This is a genomic window from Nonomuraea sp. NPDC050202 (genome assembly GCF_040656115.1).
GTDB lineage: Bacteria > Actinomycetota > Actinomycetes > Streptosporangiales > Streptosporangiaceae > Nonomuraea.
This window is the reverse complement of the sequence record NZ_JBFALF010000013.1, coordinates 177732-198532: the sequence shown is the minus strand read 5'-3', so window position 1 is coordinate 198532 and position 20801 is coordinate 177732. Positions and strand designations below refer to the sequence as shown.

The window sequence follows — 20801 nt, the reverse complement described above, 5'->3', positions numbered from 1 at the left end:
TCAACGGGCCGGGCGCGTTCCCGGCAGCGTTGTCCCATTCAACGGGCCGGGCGCGTTCCCGGCAGCGGTGTCCCGGTCAGCTCGGCGCACGCCGCGAGCAGGCCGTCCTGGAGGTCCGGGTCGTGGGCCGCGGGATGCGTGTCGGCCTGCGCCTTGTGGTAGAAGTACGCGCCGCTCACCGCCGCGGCCGGCTCGCCGCTCACGGCCAGCCAGGCCTGGGTCAGGTGCGCCTGGCTCAGGTCGTCGGGCGCGCCGGGCCCGCCCATCTTCGTCGCGACCCAGCCCGGCGTCACCGCGTTGGAGAGCACCTGCGGCCAGTGCCGGGCGACCGTGAAGGCCAGGAGGACGTCGTACAGCTTGGAGTCCGCGTACGCCTGCGCCGGGATCCAGGCCCGCTTCTCCCACTGCAGGTCGGACAGGTCGGGGTCGCCGCTGCGATGCATGCCCGAGCTGAGGTACACCAGCCGCCGCGGCGGCGTGATCAGCGCGGTCAGCAGGTACGGCGCCAGCACGTTGATCGCGAACACGTGGCTGAGCCCGTCGGCCGTCGCGATCCTGCGGTGCTCGCGGTACCCGACCGCCGCATTGTGGATCACCGCGTCGAACGGCCCCGACTCGTTCGCCTGCCGCGCCACCGACCGCATCTCCTCGATGCCGGACAGGTCGCCGGTGAGCGCACCGGCGGCGCCGGGCGCGGCGGCCCTGGCGTCGGCCGCCCGCTGCGCGTTCCTGGCATGCAGCACGACCTCGTGCCCCTCGCTGATGAGCAGTTGCGCGGCCATCAGGCCGAGCCCGTCGGCGGACCCGGTGATCAGGATGCGTGACATGAGTCTCCTCGTTCGGCGGTTCCGTGGCGCATGAACACGGCAGCAGCATCCTTCCCGCGGAAGGCCCGTCGATATTCGGCCTGCGGCCGCCTCGTCCGGTTCCGCGAGGCGCCCGGATCGTAGTCCGGCTCTAGAGTTGCACTAACCTTGCCCGCGTGAGCGACGGCAAGAGGCCCGGCAAGAAGGCGCAGAAGTCCGCGGAGACCCGGCGGCGGGTGCTGAGCGCCGCCGGAGACCTGTTCGTCGCGCAGGGGTACGGCGCGACCACGTTGCAGGAGGTCGCCGACCGGGCGGGCGTGGCCGTGCAGACGGTCTACTTCGTGTTCGGCAACAAGCGCCGGCTGCTCAAGGAGCTCGTGGACGTCACGATCGCGGGCGACGACGAGCCGGTGGCGACCCTCGACCGGCCCTGGTTCCGCGAGGCCATGGCCGCCGCCACCGCCGGGGAGCACCTGCTGCGTCACGTGGCGGGCACGCGGGCCGTGCTGGAGCGGGTGGCGCCGATGACCAAGGTGCTGGAGGTGGCCGCGGCCACCGACCCCGAGGTGCCGCAGATGTGGCCGGAGGCGGAGGACCCGCGGCACGTCGTGGCGACGGCCGCAGCGCGCAGCCTCATGGCCAAGCCGGGCGCGCGCCGGGAGGTGCCGGTGGAGGACGCCGCCGACCTGCTCTACGGGGTGCTGAGTCCCGATCTCTACCTGCTGTTCGTCCGCGAGCGCGGCTGGGCGCCCGAGCGGTTCGAGCGCTGGGCGTACGAGACCCTGCTGCGTGACCTCGTAGAACATGAGTGACGCTCATTCGTAAGGGGCTTTGACACAGCCTTGTCACGATCGCCGTAACGGTAGGTCGCCTTCCCCTCATGCTCTGTTATGGTCCCCTCTTGTCCGCAATTGGGATGACCTTTACCTACATAGGAGGAACATGAGGGGCAAGAACAGAGCGACCGCCCTGACCGCGGCCGTGGCGCTCGCCGCCGCTCCCCTGCTGGGCGTCGCCGCCCCGGCGACGGCCGAGAGCGCGGCCACGCAGACCGTCCGGAACCAGGCGCTCGACTGGCTCTCCCTCGACGCGCTCAGCGGCTCGAAGCTGGTGCAGCGGGTCAAGGAGCTGCTGGGCAAGGGGTACGTGCCCCAGGCGCTGAGCGTGACCAACGCGGCCAACCCGCAGTACACGTCCCTGTGGGTCAAGGACACCGCCCGCAAGGTGAACGTGCTGCAGGGGTTGTCCGCCACGGAGCTGCCGCAGCGCATCGCCGAGCAGGCGAAGCTGGGCTTCCAGCCCAAGCTGGTCACCGGCACGGGCACGGGCGCGAGCGCGGTCTTCGCGGTGGTCTTCGAGAAGACCGCGCAGCTCGTCAAGTCCGAGCTGGCGCTGACGAAGGAGACCCTGCTCAAGGTCAACGCCGAGCTGGGCGCCGCCGGCTACAGCCTCGCCTCGCTGGACGTGTACGGCACGGCGGAGAAGCCGCTCTACGCCGCCGTCTGGGTGGCGGGCGCGGCCACGGGCACCCTGCAGGTGACGCTCGGCCAGACCGTGGAGCAGCGCGGCCAGGAGCTGCTGGCGAAGGCGAAGCAGGGCCTGCGCCCGGTGCTCATGGCCGTCGGGCCCGGCAAGCAGTACTCCACGGTGTGGGGCAAGGGCGCCACGACCGGCGTCAAGGAGTACCTGAGCCTGTCGAAGGTGACGTACGCGGTCAAGGCGGCGCAGCTCAAGACGCTGGGTTACCGGCCGCAGATCCTGAGCGCCGAGGACGGCGTCATCGCGTCGGTCTGGAGCAGGAGCTAGCCGGCATCGCGCGGGAGGGCCGAGTCCGGCACAGGATCAGTGTGCCGGACTCGGCTCCCACGATAGTGCAGGTCAGCGGCGATCGCGCGGCCGGGACATAAAACGGTTACATGCGAGCGATCAGGAGTTGCAACCCCACCAAGAGCGTCTCTACATAAACCCTGCATGCTCCCCTGATGCCTTGGACCGTGGCATGGCAGAATGTGCGGAAGCGTTTACATCGCCTCCCGCGTCAACCAGAAGGAGACCACTCCGTGCCACGGCGACCCGTCGCGGTCTTCGCAATCGCGCCCTGGGCCTTTCCCGGCGTCTTCCCGCCCGACGTCATCGCCCGGCTGCGCCACTCCGCGGACGTGACCGACGCGGTGCGGCTCACCTCCTTCGACGGCTCCGCCGCGGCCGAGGCGCTGGCCGGGGTGGAGGTGCTGCTCACCGGCTGGGGCTGCCCGCGTATCGACGCCCGGACCGTCGCCGCCGCGCCCCGGCTGCGGGCCGTCCTGCACGCGGCCGGCAGCGTCAAGACCCTGGTGGACCCCGCCGTCTTCGACCTCGGGATCACCGTGTCCTCCGCGGCGCAGGCCAACGCCGTGCCCGTCGCCGACTACACCGTCGCCGCGCTCGTCCTGGGCGCCAAGCTCGCCTTCAGCCGCGCCCGCCACTACGCGGGCGGGCGGGACCGGGCGCTCTGGCAGCCGGGCGACGGCACCGGGCTGTACGACTGCACGGTCGGGGTGATCGGCGCCTCCCGCATCGGCCGCCTCGTCCTGCAGCGGCTGCGCGCCTTCGACGTACGCGTCCTGCTGTCGGACCCCACGGTCACCCCCGCCGAGGCGGCGCTGCTGGGCGCCGAGAAGGTGGACCTCGACGACCTGTGCCGGCGCAGCGACCTGGTCACGGTGCACGCGCCCGCGCTGCCGGAGACCCACCACCTGCTCGACCGGCGCAGGCTCGCCCTGCTGCCGGACGGCGCAGTGCTGGTCAACACCGCGCGCGGCTCGCTGGTGGACACGCAGGCGCTCACCGACGCGTGCGCGTCCGGCCGCGTCTCGGCCGTGCTCGACGTCACCGACCCCGAGCCGCTGCCGCCCGGCCATCCGCTCTTCGAGCTGCCCAACGTGCTCATCACCCCGCACCTGGCCGGGGCGCAGGGCCGCGAGCTGCGCCGCCTCGGCGAGTTCGCCGTCACCGAGCTCGAACGGCTCCTGGCCGGCGACCCCCTGCGCGGGCAGGTGCTGCCCGAGCAGCTCCCCTACACCGCCTGACCCCCTCAGGCCTCGGGGGCGTAGGTCAGGTGGAGCACGCCGGTCTTCCACGTCTCGTTCCTGACCAGCTTCAGCGGGTGGGACGGGGTGTCCTCGAACAAGCGCTGCCCGCGGCCGACGACGATCGGGTGGACCAGCAGGTTCAGCTCGTCGAGCAGCCCGTTGGCCAGCAGCCACCGCACGGTCGTCGCGGAACCGGAGATCTGGATGTCGCCCTCCACCCGCTCCTTGATCTCGCGCAGCCGGGCCGCGACGTCACCGGAGACGATCGTGGTGTTGGCCCAGTCGGCGCGCTCCAGCGAGCTCGTCACGACGTACTTGGGGGCCTCGTTGAACCTCGCGGCGATCTCCGGGTCGGCGTCCGTCGCCGTCCAGTACGACGACCACTCGTCGTACAGCTTGCGGCCCATGAGGAAGCCCGCCGCGCTCTCCATGCCCGACTGGACCATGGCGCCCATCTCGTCGTTCCAGTACGGGAAGTGCCACTGGTCCGGCGACTCCACCACGCCGTCCACGGAGATGAAGAAACTTGAAACGATCTTAGCCATTGCCGCCCTGCTCTCTTCAGTTCGCTGGCTGGGAGGCTAGGCGGGAGCGGCCGCCGCGGTCTTGTACAGAAACGACAGCCGGCCTCCGCGGCGGCGGGAGACGGGTCCGGCGATCACCGTACTCCCGCCGCGCGATTGTCAGATGTGCTCACCGACGAGCGCGAGGCACTGGAAGGCGGCCAGGCCGAACTGCGCGCTGGCGTTCGTGCTCAGGTCCGCCTCGTCGACCGGGTTCAGCACGGCGGGCCCCTCGATGCGCCTGGCGCCGAACGGGTGGCTGTCCGGGTAGCCGGCGTGGCCGGTGCGCAGCTCCTGCCAGGCCCGCTTGGCCAGGGCCTGGTCGCCCAGTTGCCTGGCCGCGTAGGCGGTGGCCCGCGAGTAGGCCTGGCGCAGGTTGAGGTTGCCCCAGTCGGCCCCCGTGACCTCCTTCTGCTCGGCCTTGGTGGCGTTGTAGAGCCGGCAGAACTCCAGCCACTTGGCCTTCACGGCCTGGTCGTCGATCAGGCCGATCAGCTCCGTCATGACCTCGATGAGGCCGAAGACCGAGCTGAGGCTGCCGACGCTCACCGACTTCTCCGTCATCGGGTTGAAGCGGCCGTCGGCGAGGTTGTACGTGACGCCGCCCTGCACCCAGCCGTTGGGCAGCGCGGCGATCGTGGTGGCGCCGTTGATCAGCTTGGTGCGGGCGATCGGGTCGCCGCCCCGTTCCCACTCGGCCAGCCAGGCCATGGCCAGGGAGCCCCAGTCGGTGGTCTGCCCGACGCCGAGCGCCTTGGGGTCGGGGTCGAACGTGCCGTCGCCCAGCTTGCGGCCGGGGTCGAGGACGAGGAAGCTGCGGTCGGAGTCGATCAGATCGTGCATGACGTCGCCGATGCGCTCGTCGGCGGTCAGGAAGTAGTAGAAGCGCTTGTAGCCGGCGTTGCTGATGCGCACCTGCTTGGCGCTGTCGGCCCAGTGCAGGATGCCGTGCCGGGTGCCCAGGCCGCGCCACTTGCCGAGGTGGTACATGTCCACCTCGCTGGTGTGGCGGGTCATCGCCTCGGCGAAGCGGAACGCCTTGGCGTCCCCCGTGCGCAGGTAGTGGTACCACAGCCACAGGTCCGTGGACAGCTCCGAGTTGTCCCAGGCGTAGCCGCCCACGTCGTAGCGCCACACGTGCCGGTCGCCGTCGTAGCTGTGCATGATGTCGCCGTAGTCCCAGAAGCCGTACCAGGAGCGCTGGTCCACCTGCTCGCGGTGGTACTTGTGCATCAGGTCGAGCTTGTCCTCCAGCGCGGCCTTGGCCGGGACCGAGCGGTCGGCGGGCGACCAGGAGCCGAACACGCCGGCCGCGTGGTTGTGCCGCGGCGGGCTGATCAGCAGGGGCGGGGTGGCGTTGGCGGCGGCGAGCTGGGCGAAGCGCTCCGCGGGCGGGGTGGCCGCCAGCGCCCAGAACGTCAGCTCCGTGGTGCGGGCCACCCCGTACGGGGTGCCGAAGCCGGGCTCGTAGTCCTCGTAGGTGATCTCCAGGGCGTCGAGCTGCTCGGGGTAGGTGTCCTGGCCCATGCCGTCGTGGTAGAAGCGCAGGTCCATGGCGCCGGCGCGGGGCGACCACATCCAGACGGTGGCCTGCGCCTCGTCGGTGGCGGCCCCGGTGATCTCCAGCTCGGTCGGGTGGAGCTGCCAGAAGTTCCGCATGCCGAACGCCAGCCCGCCGGTCGGGCCGCCCACGTAGGCCAGGCCGGAGGCGCGGCGGCCCCCGTCCACGCGGATCCACGAGTGGCCCGGCCCGGTGCGCTTGTGGATCTCGAAGCCGTGCGCGGTGAGCTGGCTCAGCCGGTAGTCGCCCCAGGCCGGGATCCACTGCAGGCGGGTGGTGACGCGCTGGTCCCAGGTGGCCGGGTCGGGGGTGGCCTTGCCCTGGTACTGGGCCTGCCGGACCGCCTGGCCGGGGTCGCGGCGCAGGCCGGTGATGCCGCGTACGGCCTCGGCGAGCACGCCGTCGCCCTCGCCGGCGAAGCGGATGTGCCGGTCGTGCGGCTCGCCGCGCATCGGCACGGCGAAGCGCACGCCGAGGCCGTTGATGAAGTCCTTGTTCTCGTTGCCGTCGTAGACGAAGGTGTGCACGACGCGGACGGCGTCCGAGCCCGCGTACAGGTAGCAGCGCACCGTGAACGGCAGCCACTCGCGCCGCCCCTTCTTGTGCCTGCCCTCCACCCTGACCACCGCCCGCACGGGACCGTTCTGCTCGACGTGCACCGAGGAGACATGGCTGGTGAACGACTCGCTCCTGCCCGGCTCCTCGGGCTTGTCCTGGCGGGAGGCGACCAGGCGGCCGTCCTTGGCGATGACCGTCCCGCCTCGCGTGATCGACTTGACGACGTGCTCGCCGGAGCGCGCGAACGCCACGGTGATCACGCCGGTGTCCACGGTGACCTGCCCGCCGTCGGTCTTCACCACCACCGGCTCGGCCGGCTGGGCGGCCGTGCCGGCGCCGAGCCGGTAGCTCTCGGCCCGCGGCTCTGCCCCGCTGATCGCGTGGGCGGTCCACTTCACCGAGCCGTCCGGCCAGTAGCCGATCGGCCACGACTGCACCGGCACCTGCGCGCCCGCCTCGGTGGTCAGCGTGAACTGCTGGCCGGGCGCGAACGCGCCGCGCGGCCACGGCACGCCCCACGTCGTGCCGCCGGTCACCTCGGCCGGGGCGCCGCCTTCCAGCCACTTCAGCGAGATCGGGTCATGGCCGCTCACCTCGGCCGGCGTCGGGACGGCCTGCGCGGCGGCCGGGCTCGCGCCGCGTAAGGCCAGCGCCGCCGCGGCACCCGCGGCGGTCGTGGTGAGCATGGTGCGTCGGCTGATGTCAACCACAGGGTCTTCTCCTTGCGCGGGCCAAGCCCGGTAAGCGCTTTCCCATCGCGCGCCCGGGCCCGGCTGTTCCTGGAATGAGGGGGTCAGCTACCGGCGTAGGTGATGTTCGGCCGGGGCGGCCTGGCCATGCCGGTGCCGAGGTAGTAGTCCACGTGGTGGTCCTGAAGGTAACCCTTGACGGTCATGTCGTTGCGGTAGGCCGGATTGTGGGCCGGCGTGTAGAGCCGGGTGGCCGTCGGCCGGTCCGTGGTGAAGACGACCAGCTCGTCGTGGTCGGAGGAGGGCATCACGACCTCCTCGCGCCAGTCGCCGAGGATGTCGCCGATCAGCGCGGGATACTGGGTGCCGACGTTGACCGCGCCGTGGTTCCAGGTGGTCACCTGCCGCGACACGCCGCCGGTGGCCGGGTCCCACTTCTCGATCTTGCCGTCGTTGAACAGCTCCATGCTCAGATCGCCGTCCCAGAACACGCCCAGGTGCGGCCACGGCCCCGTCGCCTGGGTGAGCGTGTTGCCGCGGGCGTTGTAGACGCCGGAGAAGGACCAGACCTCCATGCCGGAGAAGCGCGGGTCGATGTCGCCCGCCATGCCGCGCCCGACGTCGCCGACGCCGGCCTCGACGTGCCGCCAGAGCATCGTGCCTTGCTGCGCGCCGTAGTAGTACTCGCGCAGGCCGCTGGGGTTGTCCTGCTGCACGCCGTACCCCTCCAGGCCCGGCCGGGACGGGTCCAGGTCCGCGATGTGGAAGCGGTCGCCGTGCACGACGCCCTCGTCGGCCAGCGAGTACCGCAGGGTCCCGTCGCCGTTGAGCACGAACCCGATCTCGGCGACCTCGTCCCTGCCGTCGCCGTCCACGTCGATGATCCGGGTGTTGTGCCCGTCGGCGTGGTCGGCGCCGCCGCGCAGCCACTTCCACTGGTTGGTCAGCCTGCTCCCGTCGAACCTCCAGGCGGTGAACATGAGGTTGAAGCCGCCGTCGCCGACCCGGTTCTTCATGTACGCGACCAGGCTGGGCGTGACCCCGTCGAGGTAGCCGACGCCGAAGCGGGCCGGCATCGGGCCGTCCGCCAGGTAGTCCGTGGGCACCGGGGCGGTGGCGCGGGGCGCGCCGGTCCGGCCGTCGAGGATGGCGATGGCCTGACGGGTGTCGTCGGGGGCGGTGTACCTGGTGCCGTCGCCGAACGTGACGCCGTCGGCCACGCGCACCGCGACCTCGGCGCGGCCGTCGCTGTCGAGGTCGTAGACGGTCACGCCGTCCCAGTGGCCCACGTCGATGACCGACGAGCCGCCCTCGATGTTGTCCTGGTCGGTGCTGTTCGGGCCCATGTTCGCCGACCACAGGAAGGTGCCGTCGCCGCGGTAGGCCTCGATCGTCTGGGGGCTGGTCTGCCGGTCCACCACGTAGTCGTAGGCGCCGTCGCCGTCGAGGTCGCCGACCCAGGCGAACTTGATCGGGCCGCCGGGCCGCAGCGGCACGCGTACCACCGGCTCGACGGCGTGGCCGGCGGTCAGCGTGAAGGACCTGCTCGCGGGCTGCCAGACGCCGTCGATGATCGACCGTACGTAGTAGCTGTTGCGCCGCGTGAGGTCGGCCGTGGAGTCCACGAAGTTGGTGCCGCCGGTCAGCGGGTCGGTGTTGAGCTTGACGGCCGCGCCGCCGGCGGTCGACCGGTAGACGTTGAAGCCGATCCCGTCGGGGTCCAGGCCCAGCAGCCGCCAGGTCACCAGGACCTCGGTGCTGCTCCTGCGCACGGCCACCACCCCGCGGTCCAGGTTCTCCATCGGGCGGGCGGCGGCTGCTGCTGCGGCTGCGGGCGGCGGGGTGGCGAGCGGCGCGGCGCCGAGGAGGAGCAGCGCCGTGGCGGCGGCGGCCCGTAACCGGTTCGTGGACTTCATGATGACCTCCTTGGTCACGAGGGGGGTGCCGGGCGCGCGTCCGGTGCGGTCGCGTAACCCGGTCGAAACCCAAGAGGGTTGAAGCGTTTACATAGACGGGATAGGACCATGAACGGGGAGTGAAGTCAAGGTTTGTGTCATGCCTGGCCCAGAGGGTTTGACGGGCTACGGTGCGTGGGCCATCATCGCCTGCAAGCGGTTTACGTGAAGGAGGCGGGATAAGGATTCGGATATCGGTCCGGCCGCACCTCGATATTGGACCCGCCGGTCATGGCTCTGGTGTGCTCGGTTCCCGTGACTGTCGCCGCTCCCGTCTCCCCTCCGCCCTCCGCGGACCCCACCGGTCGCCGGGTCGTCGTCACGGTGGTCGCGATCCAGCTCGCCTGCTGCCTGGGCTTCTTCTCGGTGATGGCGCACCTGGTCGCGCACCTGCGGCACGACCTCGGCCTGATGGCGGGCACGGCGGGGCTGATCCTCGGGGCGCGGACCGGCCTGCAGTTCGCGCTGCTGCTGCCGGTGGGGGCGCTCACCGACCTGATCGGCGCGCGCCGTACCGGGGTGATCGCCTGCGTCCTGCGCGCGGCGGGCTTCGCCCTGCTCGGGACCGCCGAGAGCGTCGGCGCGCTGCTCTGCGCGGCCGTGGTGATCGCCGTGGGCGGCGCGCTCTACAACCCCGCCGCCCAGAGCCTGCTGGCCGGCGCCGGGCCCCACCAGGCCGGGGGCTTCGCCGCCTACGTCACCGCGCAGCACGTCGCGACCGTCGCGGGGCCGCCCGTGGGGCTGGTCCTGATCTCCCTGGAGCCCGGGTTCGCGCTGCTGACCGGGGCGGCCGCCGCCATGTGGGCGGTCTCCGGCGCGCTGTTCCTCCTGCTGCCCAGGACCGAGCGCCGGCCGGTGCCCTTCGGCGGGGTGCTGCCCGGCGTGCGCGCCGTGCTCGGCGACCGCTCGTTCCTGCTCTTCGCGCTGATGACCGCGCCCACGACACTGCTGGCCAACCACATCATGACGGCCGTGCCGCTGCTCGGCTTCGCGCCCGGCGCGGCCACGCTCTGCTTCTGCGTCCTGGCCGCGATCGCCGCGGCGGCCCAGCCGTTCGTCGCCGCCGGGCGGCGGGGCGAGCGGCCCTGGGTGCTGCGCGCCGGGCTGCTGTGCGCGGCTGGGGCGTTCTTCGTGCTCGCGCCGCTGGACGGCACCGAGCTGGGCCCGCTGATGGTCGCGGCCGTGCTGAACGGCGTGGCCAACGGGCTGATCCAGCCGTCGATCTTCCAGCGCGTCACCCGGCACGCGCCGCCCGAGCGGTTCGGGTCGTACTACGGGGTGCTGGCGTTCTGCGCCGGCATGTTCTCCTTCGCGTGCGAGATCGTGGTCGGGCAGCTGTTCGACCTGGGGCCCGCGGGCGCGACCGCGGCGCTCATCGGGGTCGGCGCGTTCGCGCTCGTGGCCGCGTTCGGCACCCGGGGGCCGTGAGCTCCTGGCGGCAGGCGGGCGCGGCGGGTCATGACTCCTGGTCGGGGGCGAGGGGCGGGCCGCCGGGCAGGGCGCCGGGGTCGCGCCAGGTGGCCAGGAACCGCTCGGCCAGCGCGCACGACCCGGCGAACGGCCCGTCCGGATGCTCCAGCGCCTCTGCGGTGAGCCGGGCGATCCGCTCCTCCACCACGGCACGCGCCGAGTCGGCGTCGCGGACACTGCCGGTGCGGTCGGCGAGATACCCGATGGTGGCGCCGGCGCTGCAGACGAAGTCCGCCAGCGTGACCACGCCGCGCTCCCGCAGCGTACGCAGCCCCGCCTCCGTGTAGGGCACGTTCGCCGCCGGGGCGATCAGGCCGGCGCGCACCCGGGCGGCACGCCCGGCGGTCAGCGTCCCGGTGCGCGCGCCGGGCACGAGCACGTCCGCGGCCACCTCGTACAGCGCTTCCGGCGGGAGCACGGGCAGCCCGAGCCGGCCCACGCAGGCGTCGCCGTGCTGGGCACGCAGCCGTGTCAGGGCGGCCACGTCGAGCCCCGCCGGGTCGGCGACGCAGCCGTACAGGGTGGACAGCGCGACGACGCGCCCGCCGCGCAGCACGGCCTCGCGGACGACGGCGCCGCCCACCTTGCCGAACCCCTCCACCGCCAGCGTCCGCCCCGCCAGCCCGCCGAGCGCGGTCTCCGCCGCGACCACCACGCCCAGTCCGGTCACCATCGTGTCCACCAGCTCGCCGCCGATCTCCTGGTGCATCAGCGAGTCGGGACGGTAGTCGGGCAGCGAGGCGAAGTCCTGCGTGCGGGTGCCCAGGTCCGAGGCGGTGAGGAACTCGCCCTTCTCGATCAGCGGGGTGATCTCCTGGCAGTAGCGGGCCAGGGTGGCCTCCCGCTGCTCGTCCGTGGCCCGCAGCACCGCCTTGGCGCCGCCGATCCGCTCCCCCAGCACGGCCAGCTTGTACGTCATCGCCCGCGCCAGCAGCCCGGCCTCGCCGGGGGTGACGTCCGGGGCCAGTCGCGTGCCGCCCGCGCTCGTCGGGCAGTCGAGGTCGAAGGCGACGTAACCGTCCACGGAGACGAGCTCCACGATCCTCATGCGCACCCCTCATCCCGGCTCGATACCGCGAATATCGGCGAGGCACGGCCGTGGGTCAAGGTCCACAGCGCTACAGGAAGCAGGGAGACAGGCTGTCCGTCCCGTGACCGCCGAATCGTGTCCGGTCCGCGCCTTCGAGGTGCGATCGCTGCTGAGATCTTGCCCTTTGTAGCGGTTGTGTAGGAAGTCTCTGGCGGCCGCTCACATCCTTGATCGCAGCGGGCGCCACCGGTGCGCCCCCGGAAGAACCAGGGAGATCCCTATGGTCAAGACGGCCCGTCGCTACGCGAAGTACGCCATCAGCACCCTCTCCACCGCCATCTTCGTGCTGAACGGCTGACGAGGACGAGTGAACCCCCGGGAGGGTGTCTCCCGGGGGACACCCACGACCGGAGGGACGAGCCGTGTTCGGGACCGCGGTACGCCAGCTTGGCTACGCCTGGTCGATGATGTCGGGGCGCAGGTTCCGCTTGCGGGACGTGAACGCGCTGGTCGACGACATGCGCGAGACCCTGGAGACGTTCGGCTCGCCCGGTGAGGGGGCGGACGACATGCTCGCGGGCAACGACCCGGAGCTCCAGGAGGACCTCACCCGGCGGCGGCTGCGGCTCACGGTGCGGCACGCGGCGGCCGAGAGCCCCTACTACCGCCACTGGTTCGCGGCGAACGGGGTGGACCCCGCCTCGATCACGCCCGGCACCCTGTCCTCGATCGCCCCCACCACCAAGGCCGACCTGCGCGGCCGGCCGGCGGCCTTCGTCTCCGACCGGGCCAAACCGGCCGTGCTGGCGCACACGACCGGCACGACGGGGACGCCGACGCTCGTCTGGTTCTCCGCCTACGAGATCGAGCTCATGTCGTCACTGTCGGCGCTCGCGCTCATGATGGCGGGGAACCTGCGCTCCGACGACGTGTGGGCCAACGCGATCAGCTCCCGCTCCATCGCGCAGATCCTGACCGAGCGGGCCGTCACCCGTACCGGGGCGGCCTTCGCCCACCTGGGCGCCATCGACCCGGCGGCGACGCTCGACCGGCTGGCGACGCCGCTGCACGTCCCCGGCAAACGCGCGCAGATCACCCACCTCAACCTGACCGCCTCCTACCTGGCGGCGCTCGTGCAGGAGGCGGACCGCGGCGGCTGGAAGGCCGGCGACTTCGCCCTCACCACGATCTGGTCGGGCGGCGAGGTGCTCACCGACGCGCTGCGCGAGCGGGCCGAGCAGGCGTTCGGCGCGGAGATCCACGACGGCTACTCCATGACCGAGATCGCGCCCGTCTCCGGCCGCGTCTGCCCCGACGGTCACCTGCACCTGCCGCCCGACCAGGGTCTGATCGAGATACTCGACCCCGTCACGCTGGCCCCCGCCGCTCCCGGGGAGATCGGCACGATCGTGGTGACGCCGTACTCGACCTTCCGCGACACCACGCTCCTGCTCAGGTACGTCACCGGCGACCTGGTCAGGACCCTGCCCGAGGGCGAGACCCCCTCCTGCGCGCTCGCCGCGCTGCCCGCCGCCTCCCGCGTGCTCGGCCGCGTGTCGCCCGGCGGGCTCACCACGCGGGACGTGCTCGACCTGCTGCAGGCCGAGCACGCGTTGCCGCTGCCCACCCGGTACGCGCTGGAGGGCGGCCTGCTCTACGTGGTGGCGGGCAAGCACGACCCCGGCCTGCTCGGGCGGCTGGAGGAGCGCGCGCACGGGCTGCCGCTGACCGGCATCGTCCTGGTCGAGACCGCCGAGGACCTGCCCGCGCCCTGCCGGCTCCGCGCCGACCTGCTGGAGCTCAGCTTCGAGCGAGGACTGTGATGATCCCGAACGTGCTGGCGCTGTACGCGCTCGTCGCCCTGACCGTGGCGCTCGCCGTCGGCTACCTGGGCCGTTACGTCATACCCCGCCCGCCGGTCGGCCGGATGGTCGGGGCGGACATCGCGGTCATGGTGACCGCGCTCGTCGTGATGCCGTTCGCGTACCTGCACGTGCCCGTCGGGGTCGTGGTGTCCATCTTCGGGCTGGTGGTCCTGACGCTGACGCAGCTCATGCTCGCGCCCGTGCTGGGCGGCCGATGGGCGATGATCGCGGCGCTGGTGTTGTGCGCGGCCGACGTCGCCGCGTACGCCGCGGGCCTGCCGCTCGCGCTGCTCGTGGTCAACGACGCGCTGCTGATCCTGCTGGTGGTCGGCGTGGTGAACCTGTGGGCGCAGGCGGCCGTCACGCCCGCGCAGATAGCCGCCCTGGCCGCGGCGCTCACCGTGTACGACACCCTGGCCACCGGGCTCACCTCGCTCACCGTCGACTTCGTCCAGCGCATGCAGGGGCTGCCGTTCGCGCCCGTGCTGGCCACCTCCTACGGCGCCAATCCGTCGCTGATCGGGCTCGGCGACTGCCTGATGTTGTCGATCTGGCCGGTGGTGGCGCTGCGGGCGTACGGGAAGGTGGCCGCGTGGTCGGCGGCCGGGCTGGAGGCCGTGCTGCTGGCCGTGTCCATCGCCTTCGTCCTCACCGGCGGCCGGCCGATGCCGCTGCTGACCGTGCTCGGGCCGCTGATCTTCGTCCAGTGGCTGTACTGGCGGCGCCGGCAGGCGCGCAGGACGCCGGCGCCGACCCGGCCCGAGGTGAACCGGGCGCTGGAGCTCGCGGACGCGCCCGCCGGGGTGTGGGTCGCGCTGTCACCGGCGGGCGCGCCGGTCGCCGAGGGCGCCACCCCGGGGCTGGCGCGGCGGGAGGCTCGGCTGGCCGGGGCGCAGGGCTCGCCCGTCGTCTGGCGCCTCCACGAATGATCCCGCCAGCACAGTCACCCCGCCGGGCACTCCGCCGGGCACTCCCAGTGCGGTCACTCGGCCAGGCACTCCCAGTGCGGTCACTCCGCCAGGCACCCCCAGCGCGGTCACTCCGCCAGGCACCCCCAGTGCGGTCACTCCGCCAGGAACTGCGCCACCTGCCTGGCCTCCGCCGCGTCGCCGAACAGGGCGAGCGAGCCGCGCCACGCCGCCGCCGACTCCTCGGGGTGGCCCAGCAGGGCATGGGCCCGGCCGAGCTCCCTGAGCGTGCGGGCCCGCCACACCTGGGGGCCGTCGCCGCCGAGCCGTTCCAGCGCGGCACGCAGGTGCGCGAGAGCCTGGCCCGCGTCGCCCTGGCGCAGGCGGACGACGCCCAGGGCGTGCCCGGCCAGCGCCTCGCCGAGCGCGTCTCCGCACTCCACGAACAGCCGCAGGCTCGCCGCCAGCGTCTCGGCCGCCTCGTCGAAGCGGCCCAGCGCGCCCAGCGCCTCGCCGAGGCGGCGCAGCACCTTGCTCATCTCGCCCCGGTCGCCGGTCGCCTGCGCGGTCAGCAGGCTCTCCCGGTAGCACTCGACGGCCTCGGCCGTCTCGCCCTGCTGGTAGAGAGCGGTGCCGAGGGCACGCAGCAGGTTGCCGCGGATGGTGTGGTCCTCGTCGCGGGTCACCTCCACCCGCGCCCTGGCGATCTCCACGGCGCGGGCGTGCTCGCCCCGTTCGATGTGGATCCAGACGGGCCAGGTCCACGCGTACGCCAGCCCGGCGGTGTCGTCGTGGGCGGCCAGCAGGTCGAGCGAGGCGTACGCGTCGGCCAGCGCCTCGTCGAGCCGGCCCATCCCGTGGCGGGCCGCGGCCCTGCTGATCAGCGCGTACGCGGCGCCGTGCAGGTCGCCGGCGTGGCCGAGGTCCGCCAGCAGCGCCGTGCACTCCGCGTCGCCCCGCTCGAAGCGGCCCCGCTCGATGTGCACCGCGGCCAGCAGGAGCCGGGCCCGCAGCGTGGCGCACGCGTCGCCCATCCCGATCACGATCCGCTGCACCTGCTCGGCGTCGTCCAGGAAGCGGTCCATGAGCAGGTAGCCGGTGAGGTGGTGGGCCAGCTCCGTGGCGGCGGCGACCAGGCCCAGCTCGGCCGCCGTGGTGAGGGCTAGCATCAGCGTGCGCCGCTCGGCCGCCAGCCACGCCGCGCTCGCCCGCACGCCTGCCGCCGGCCACACCTCACCCACCCGCACGTCGGCCGCCGACCACAGTTCATCCGCACTCGCCCCGGCCACCGGCCACGCCTCACCCGCATGCGTGCAGGCCGCCGACCACGCCCCTCCGGTCCGTACCCCGGCGGCCGGTGCCGGCTCCGGCTCGCGCGGGTACGGCGGGGACAGCGGGATCGGCATGCGGCGCGTCGCGGCCCTGGTACGGCGCAGGCACTCCAGCACGTGCCTGGTCAGTGCCTCGCGCCGGCGCGCCGGGGACTCCTCCGCCTCGGCCCGCTCCCGCGCGTACACCCTGAGCAGGTCGTGCAACCGGTAGCGGGGCTGCCCGGCACCGTCCACCTCGGTCGAGGTGAGCATCCCCCGCGCGACCAGCGTCTCCAGCGCCGCATCCGCCTCCAGCCCGTACGCCGCCGAGCCCGTCCCTTGCCCGTACAGCGCCACATCCGCCCCGCGCCCGTGCGGCGCCGCATCCGGCCCCGGTCCGCCCGGTGCCGCGCCCGCCTCCGGTCCGGGCGGTCCGAGCAGGGCCGCGACCGACCACTCGGCCACGCTGTCCAGCCCCGCCAGGCCCAGCAGCCGGAACGCGTGGCGGGCCGATTCCGGCAGCGCCGCGTAGCTCGGCTCGAAGGTTGCCCGCACGTCCAGCCCGCCGACGACCAGCTCGTCCAGGCCGCGCCCGGCCAGGCGGGTGGCGAACTCGCTGACCGGCCAGACGGGACGGGTGGCCAGGCGGGCGCCCGCGACCCGGATGGCCAGCGGCAGGCGTCCGCAGGAACGCAGGATCTGCTCGGCCGCGCCGGGCGCCGTGCCGATGCGGTCGGGCCCCGCCACGCGTTCGAGCAACATCCGGGCGTCCTTCTCGCCGGGCAGGTCGAGCGTGAGGCGTACGGCGCCCTCCAGGGCGGGCAGCCGCGAGCGGGAGGTCACCAGGACGGCGCCGCGCGGCGTGCCGGGCAGGAGGTGGCGCAGCTGCGCCTCCTCGACCGCCTCGTCCAGCACGACGAGCACCGCCCGGTCGGCCAGCCGCTGGCGCAGCAGGCGGGCGCGTTCCTCGGCCGAGGCGGGGATGGCCGCGCCGTCCAGGCCGAGCGAGCGCAGCAGCACGTCGAGAAGCTCGCCGGGCTCGCGGGGGCCGCGTTCGTCCTGACCGAGCCGGACGAAGAGCTGCCCGTCGGGGTAGTCGGAGCGCAGCAGGTGCGCCAGGTGCACGGCGAGCGTCGTCTTGCCGATGCCGGGCAACCCGGACACGATCACGATGGGCGGGCTGAGCCGCTCCTCCCCCGCCCGCAGCAACGCCGTCAGCTCGGCGATCTCCGCCTCGCGCCCGACGAAGTCCGCGGTGTCGGCGGGAAGCTGGCACAACCGCCGGAACGATACGGGCACCGCGGGCCGGGACCCGGCCTCCTCCTCACCGCCCGGCCACCGGTGCGGCTCCGGCGGCGCGCCGGGATCGCCGTCATCGGGCGGCGGAACGGCACGCCGGCCCCGCGATTCCGGTTCCGTTCGCGCGCCGGCATCACCACCCCGTGCCGCGGCAGGCGGGCGGCGCGGTTCCGGCCGCGCGTCGAGATCACCGTCCGCGCCCGCCGAGGCGGCACGCAGGCGGCGCAGCTCCGCCCGCGCGTCGGGATCGTTGTTCGCGCCCGAGGAGGCGGCACGCAGGCGGCGCAGTTCCGGCCGGGTGCCGAGGTCGTCGTCGCCGGCCAGCAGTGCGGTGTGCAGGCGGCGCAGCTCCGGTCCCGGTTCGATGCCCAGCTCGGCGACCAGGAGCGCGCGGGCCTGCCGGAAGGCGTCGAGGGCCTCGTCGCGCCGGCCGCCGCGGTGCAGGGCGACCACCAGTTGCTCCCACAGGCGCTCGCGCAGCGGGTGCGCGGCGACGAGGGCGCGCAGCTCGGCGACGAGGTCCTCGCGGCCGAGCGCGAGCCGTACGTCGATCCACTCCGACCTGGCGACCGCCAGGCGTTCCTCCAGCTCGGTGATCCGCGGCGCCATCGCCCCGCTGAGCGGCACGTCCTCGGCGGGCGCGCCCCGCCACAGCGCGATCGCCGCCGCGTACTCCCGCTCCGCCGCCGCCAGGTCGCCGCCCGCCCGCTCCGCGCGCGCCCGCCGCAGCCCCTCCTCGAACACCTGCAGGTCCAGCCGTCCCGGCGGCACCTCGCAGACGTACCCCGACCCCTCGGTACGCACCTCCAGGCCGCTGCCCTCCAGCAGGCGGCGGAGCTGATGGACGTACGTCTGGACGTTGGCCACGGCCGAGCGCGGCGGATCGTCCCAGAGGGCGGAGATCAGCCGCTCCGTGGAGACGGTCGCGTTCGGATGGAGCAGGAGAGCCGCGATGACCGCCCGCTGCTTGCGGCTGAGACGGAGCCGGCCCGCGGGGCCGTTGAGGCGGATGGTGCCCAAGATCCCGAAGTCCACCGGTCCTCCCTCGTGCTCGATCCTGAAGATCAGCTTTCCGGAAGGCAGTACACCGCTCGTTACGGTTTTTGACAATCGTGTAAGCTCCGCGCCGGGCGCGTCAGGCGTACGGGTCGAAGGGGATCCCGGCCGGCTTGGCCTTGGCCAGCTCCGTGCCGAACGAGGCGTCCTTGAGCCCGAAACTGGCCGAGCCGAAGTCGTGCGCCACCAGGCGGTCGCGGAGCCCCGCGGGGTAGTGGTCCCAGCCGACGAGCGGCGGGAACTGCCACGTGCCCTTGTGGTTCTCCGGCTGCTCCCCGGAGTTCGCGAAGCGGAACGCGTGGGTGGAGAGCCCGTCCTTGTGATAGATGATCTTCGGGTGGGTGCCCTCCCAGGGCAGCTGCGAGCGCGCGCGGACGTTGTAGGCGCCGTGCTCGGACGCCGCCACGTACTGGGCGGTGCCGTTCTGGACCCAGACCACGACGTGCTCCCAGTCGTGCCGGTGCCCGCAGCAGCCGGGCAGCGCCTGGTCCTTCTCGAAGTAGAGCCCGTACAGGTAGGCGCACCACCCGTTGTTGCACTTCGAGCGCGAGTAGGAGTTGGTGTTGTCGAGGTCGGACAGGTCGTGGCACTGGCCGTTGACGGCTCCGCCGAGCGCCAGGCCGGGGGCGAGGGTGCCGTCACGGCCGATGGCGGGCGTCGGGTAGCAGCCGTCGCCGTCGTAGTCGAAGGCCGGCTGGTACGTGCGGTCGGCCGGCGGCGCGGCACCGTCGAGCGCCTGGGGAGGGGCCGCGTACGCGACGCCGGGAAGGGCCAGGACGATCACGGCGGCGACCGCCAGCGCCCGCGACGCGAAGGATAAGGGCCGGATCGTGATCGGGAGGCGCGTGAGGGGCATGGCGAGGCTCCTGACAGTGGTCGGTGATGGTCTGTGGTGTCCGCAGTGTTCGTCTCACGAAATCGCCTCGCTGACCAGGGCCGGGATGATCTCCCCTGAAACGGCCCGATGACACCGATCACCCCGGGTGCCATAGTGAGGCCATGTCGTACGCCGGCACCGGGAACCAGGATCGCGGCGGGCGCGAGACACCCGCGGAACACGTCCAGCGGCTGCTGAGCGGCTTCTGGCACTCCCAGATCATCTTCGTCCTGGCCCGGCTGCGCGTCGCCGACGAGCTGGCCGCCGGGCCGCGCCCGGCGCAGGACCTGGCGGCGGCCGTCGGCGCCCATCCCGGCGCCCTGCTGCGCCTGCTGCGGGCCGCCGCCACGGTCGGCCTGATGACGGAGACCGGGCCCGACCGCTACCGGCTGACGGAGGCGGGCGAATGCCTGCGCTCCGACTCCCCCACGGCCATCCGCGAGCTGGCCGTCGCCTACGGCTCCCCGACGGTGTGGCGGCTCGTCGGGGACTTCGAGCAGTCGGTCCGCACCGGCGGGCCGGTCGCGCCCGCGGTTCTCGGCCACTCGTTCTGGGAGCACCTGGCCACCCATCCCGAGGAGGCGGAGCACTTCGCCCTGGGCATGGGAGAGCAGTCGGCGCAGGTCGCCGCCGACGTCGCGGCCGCCGTGGACCCCTCTGCGCACCAACGCCTCGTGGACGTCGGCGGCGCCTACGGCGTGCTGCTCGCCGCGCTGCTGGAGAAGGCCCCGGCGGCGACCGGCGTGCTGCTCGACCGGCCGCCGGTGATCGAGGCGGCCCGGCAGCGGCTCCAGGGCTCCCCTCTCGCGGGCCGGATCGACCTCGTCGGCGGCGACTTCCTGGAGGAGGTCCCGAAGGGCGACCTGTACCTGCTGAAGTGGATCCTGCACGACTGGGACGACGAGCACGCGGTCCGCATCCTGGCCACCTGCCGCCGCGCCGCCGCTCCGGGCGCCCGGCTGCTGCTGGTGGAGATGCTGCTGCCCGAGCCGTGGGCGCCGTCGCCCGTGCACCTGTCCGACCTGGCCATGCTGGTGCTGCTGGGTGGCCGCGAGCGTACCCGGTCGCAGTACGGCGACCTGCTGGGCGCGGGCGGGTGGGAGCCGGAGGAGGTCACCTCGACCTCGGGACGCTACAGCATCCTCCAGGCCGCGGCCATGCCCTAGACGCGGCCCTGGACGCGGTGGCGGCCGGCAGGACGTAGGGTCCATCCCAGCGACCAGTTCCCCGGCCGTACCGGCGACGGCCCTCGCGAGAGGGAAGCCCGCATGACCGTCACTCCCGAGCAGTTGCGTGCCCTCGCGACCCGGGCCGAGGCGCTCACCGCCGAGGTCTGGGCACTGTGCGGCGGCTCCGCCGACGGCTCGCCCGAGCCTGACCCGCTCGTGGAGGCGCGCCAGGCCGCGGGCTGGCTGGCCAGGGCCGCCGAGGACCTGCAGCGCGCGGCGGCCGAGCTGGCCAGGCTGCAGGTGCGGCCGTGCGGCCTGCCGTGGGGCGTGTGCCAGGAGCACGGCAACACGCTCTCCTCCCGGGCGGGCGTCTCGGAGTGCCGGGTGTGCCGGCGCACCTGGAGCTACGACCGGCTCGGCCGGCCGTGCGAGGAGCCGGCCACGTGGAAGGTGATCGACCTGGCAGGGACGGTCACGCGGATGTGCGACGGGCACGTCCTCGGCGCCCGCGCCGCCGCCCAGGGCGCCACGTTCGTCCGCATCGACCAGGTCGCGGGCCAGGCAGGCTGATCCCGCCGTATCCCTGCTCTTCCCGCCCTCCGGCCCGCGACGTA

At 73.3% G+C, this 20801-nt stretch carries 15 protein-coding genes; 8 read left to right on the top strand and 7 right to left on the bottom strand.

What is annotated here, in order from left to right:
* Positions 1-38 precede the first annotated feature (38 nt).
* The gene (locus tag AB0I79_RS30965) at positions 39-827 is read right to left on the bottom strand and encodes an SDR family NAD(P)-dependent oxidoreductase (RefSeq protein WP_357880247.1); all 789 of its coding nucleotides are present in this window, start codon (positions 825-827) and stop codon (positions 39-41) included.
* A 155-nt stretch (positions 828-982) separates the two neighbouring features.
* Between AB0I79_RS30965 and AB0I79_RS30960 the strand changes: the two genes are divergently transcribed.
* From AB0I79_RS30960 to AB0I79_RS30950, 3 genes are all read left to right on the top strand, one after another.
* The gene (locus tag AB0I79_RS30960; RefSeq protein WP_357880244.1) at positions 983-1618 is read left to right on the top strand and encodes a helix-turn-helix domain-containing protein; all 636 of its coding nucleotides are present in this window, start codon (positions 983-985) and stop codon (positions 1616-1618) included.
* A gap of 130 nt (positions 1619-1748) precedes the next feature.
* Complete coding sequence (locus AB0I79_RS30955; RefSeq protein WP_357880241.1) at positions 1749-2612, top strand: hypothetical protein; 864 nt, start codon at positions 1749-1751, stop codon at positions 2610-2612.
* Positions 2613-2866: 254 nt separating this feature from the next.
* Positions 2867-3874, top strand: a complete 1008-nt coding sequence (locus AB0I79_RS30950; RefSeq protein WP_357880238.1) for a hydroxyacid dehydrogenase — start codon at positions 2867-2869, stop codon at positions 3872-3874.
* Positions 3875-3879: 5 nt separating this feature from the next.
* On the opposite strand, the gene AB0I79_RS30945 is transcribed toward AB0I79_RS30950, so the two are convergent.
* From AB0I79_RS30945 to AB0I79_RS30935, 3 genes are all read right to left on the bottom strand, one after another.
* Positions 3880-4422: a dihydrofolate reductase family protein gene (locus tag AB0I79_RS30945; protein ID WP_357880235.1), complete on the bottom strand. Its 543-nt coding sequence runs from the start codon at positions 4420-4422 to the stop codon at positions 3880-3882.
* A gap of 138 nt (positions 4423-4560) precedes the next feature.
* Positions 4561-7269: a Tat pathway signal sequence domain protein gene (locus AB0I79_RS30940; protein WP_357880232.1), complete on the bottom strand. Its 2709-nt coding sequence runs from the start codon at positions 7267-7269 to the stop codon at positions 4561-4563.
* Between the two features lie 83 nt (positions 7270-7352).
* On the bottom strand, positions 7353-9164 hold the full coding sequence (locus tag AB0I79_RS30935; protein ID WP_357880230.1) for a hypothetical protein: 1812 nt from the start codon (positions 9162-9164) through the stop codon (positions 7353-7355).
* Between the two features lie 294 nt (positions 9165-9458).
* Here AB0I79_RS30935 and AB0I79_RS30930 point away from each other — a divergent pair, with 294 nt between their 5' ends.
* Positions 9459-10631 carry an MFS transporter gene (locus AB0I79_RS30930; protein WP_357880227.1) on the top strand — a complete coding sequence of 391 codons (1173 nt, stop codon included), beginning with the start codon at positions 9459-9461 and terminating at the stop codon, positions 10629-10631.
* Positions 10632-10659: 28 nt separating this feature from the next.
* Here AB0I79_RS30930 and AB0I79_RS30925 read toward each other — a convergent pair whose 3' ends face one another.
* The gene (locus AB0I79_RS30925) at positions 10660-11721 is read right to left on the bottom strand and encodes a Glu/Leu/Phe/Val dehydrogenase dimerization domain-containing protein (protein ID WP_357880225.1); all 1062 of its coding nucleotides are present in this window, start codon (positions 11719-11721) and stop codon (positions 10660-10662) included.
* A gap of 404 nt (positions 11722-12125) precedes the next feature.
* Between AB0I79_RS30925 and AB0I79_RS30920 the strand changes: the two genes are divergently transcribed.
* A complete protein-coding gene (locus AB0I79_RS30920; protein WP_357880223.1) occupies positions 12126-13526 on the top strand; it encodes an AMP-binding protein in 1401 nt (466 codons plus the stop codon).
* The gene (locus tag AB0I79_RS30915; protein ID WP_357880221.1) at positions 13526-14497 is read left to right on the top strand and encodes a hypothetical protein; all 972 of its coding nucleotides are present in this window, start codon (positions 13526-13528) and stop codon (positions 14495-14497) included. The genes AB0I79_RS30920 and AB0I79_RS30915 overlap by 1 nt, the downstream gene beginning before the upstream one ends.
* Before the next feature lie 134 nt (positions 14498-14631).
* Here AB0I79_RS30915 and AB0I79_RS30910 read toward each other — a convergent pair whose 3' ends face one another.
* Both AB0I79_RS30910 and AB0I79_RS30905 read right to left on the bottom strand, forming a co-directional pair.
* Entirely contained in the window at positions 14632-18120 is a 3489-nt protein-coding gene (locus tag AB0I79_RS30910) for a BTAD domain-containing putative transcriptional regulator (RefSeq protein ID WP_357880219.1), read from the bottom strand.
* Between the two features lie 100 nt (positions 18121-18220).
* A complete protein-coding gene (locus AB0I79_RS30905) occupies positions 18221-18997 on the bottom strand; it encodes an NPP1 family protein (RefSeq protein ID WP_357880217.1) in 777 nt (258 codons plus the stop codon).
* Positions 18998-19140: 143 nt separating this feature from the next.
* Here AB0I79_RS30905 and AB0I79_RS30900 point away from each other — a divergent pair, with 143 nt between their 5' ends.
* Both AB0I79_RS30900 and AB0I79_RS30895 read left to right on the top strand, forming a co-directional pair.
* On the top strand, positions 19141-20184 hold the full coding sequence (locus AB0I79_RS30900; protein WP_357880214.1) for a methyltransferase: 1044 nt from the start codon (positions 19141-19143) through the stop codon (positions 20182-20184).
* A gap of 102 nt (positions 20185-20286) precedes the next feature.
* Complete coding sequence (locus tag AB0I79_RS30895) at positions 20287-20757, top strand: hypothetical protein (RefSeq protein ID WP_357880211.1); 471 nt, start codon at positions 20287-20289, stop codon at positions 20755-20757.
* Positions 20758-20801: the final 44 nt, after the last annotated feature.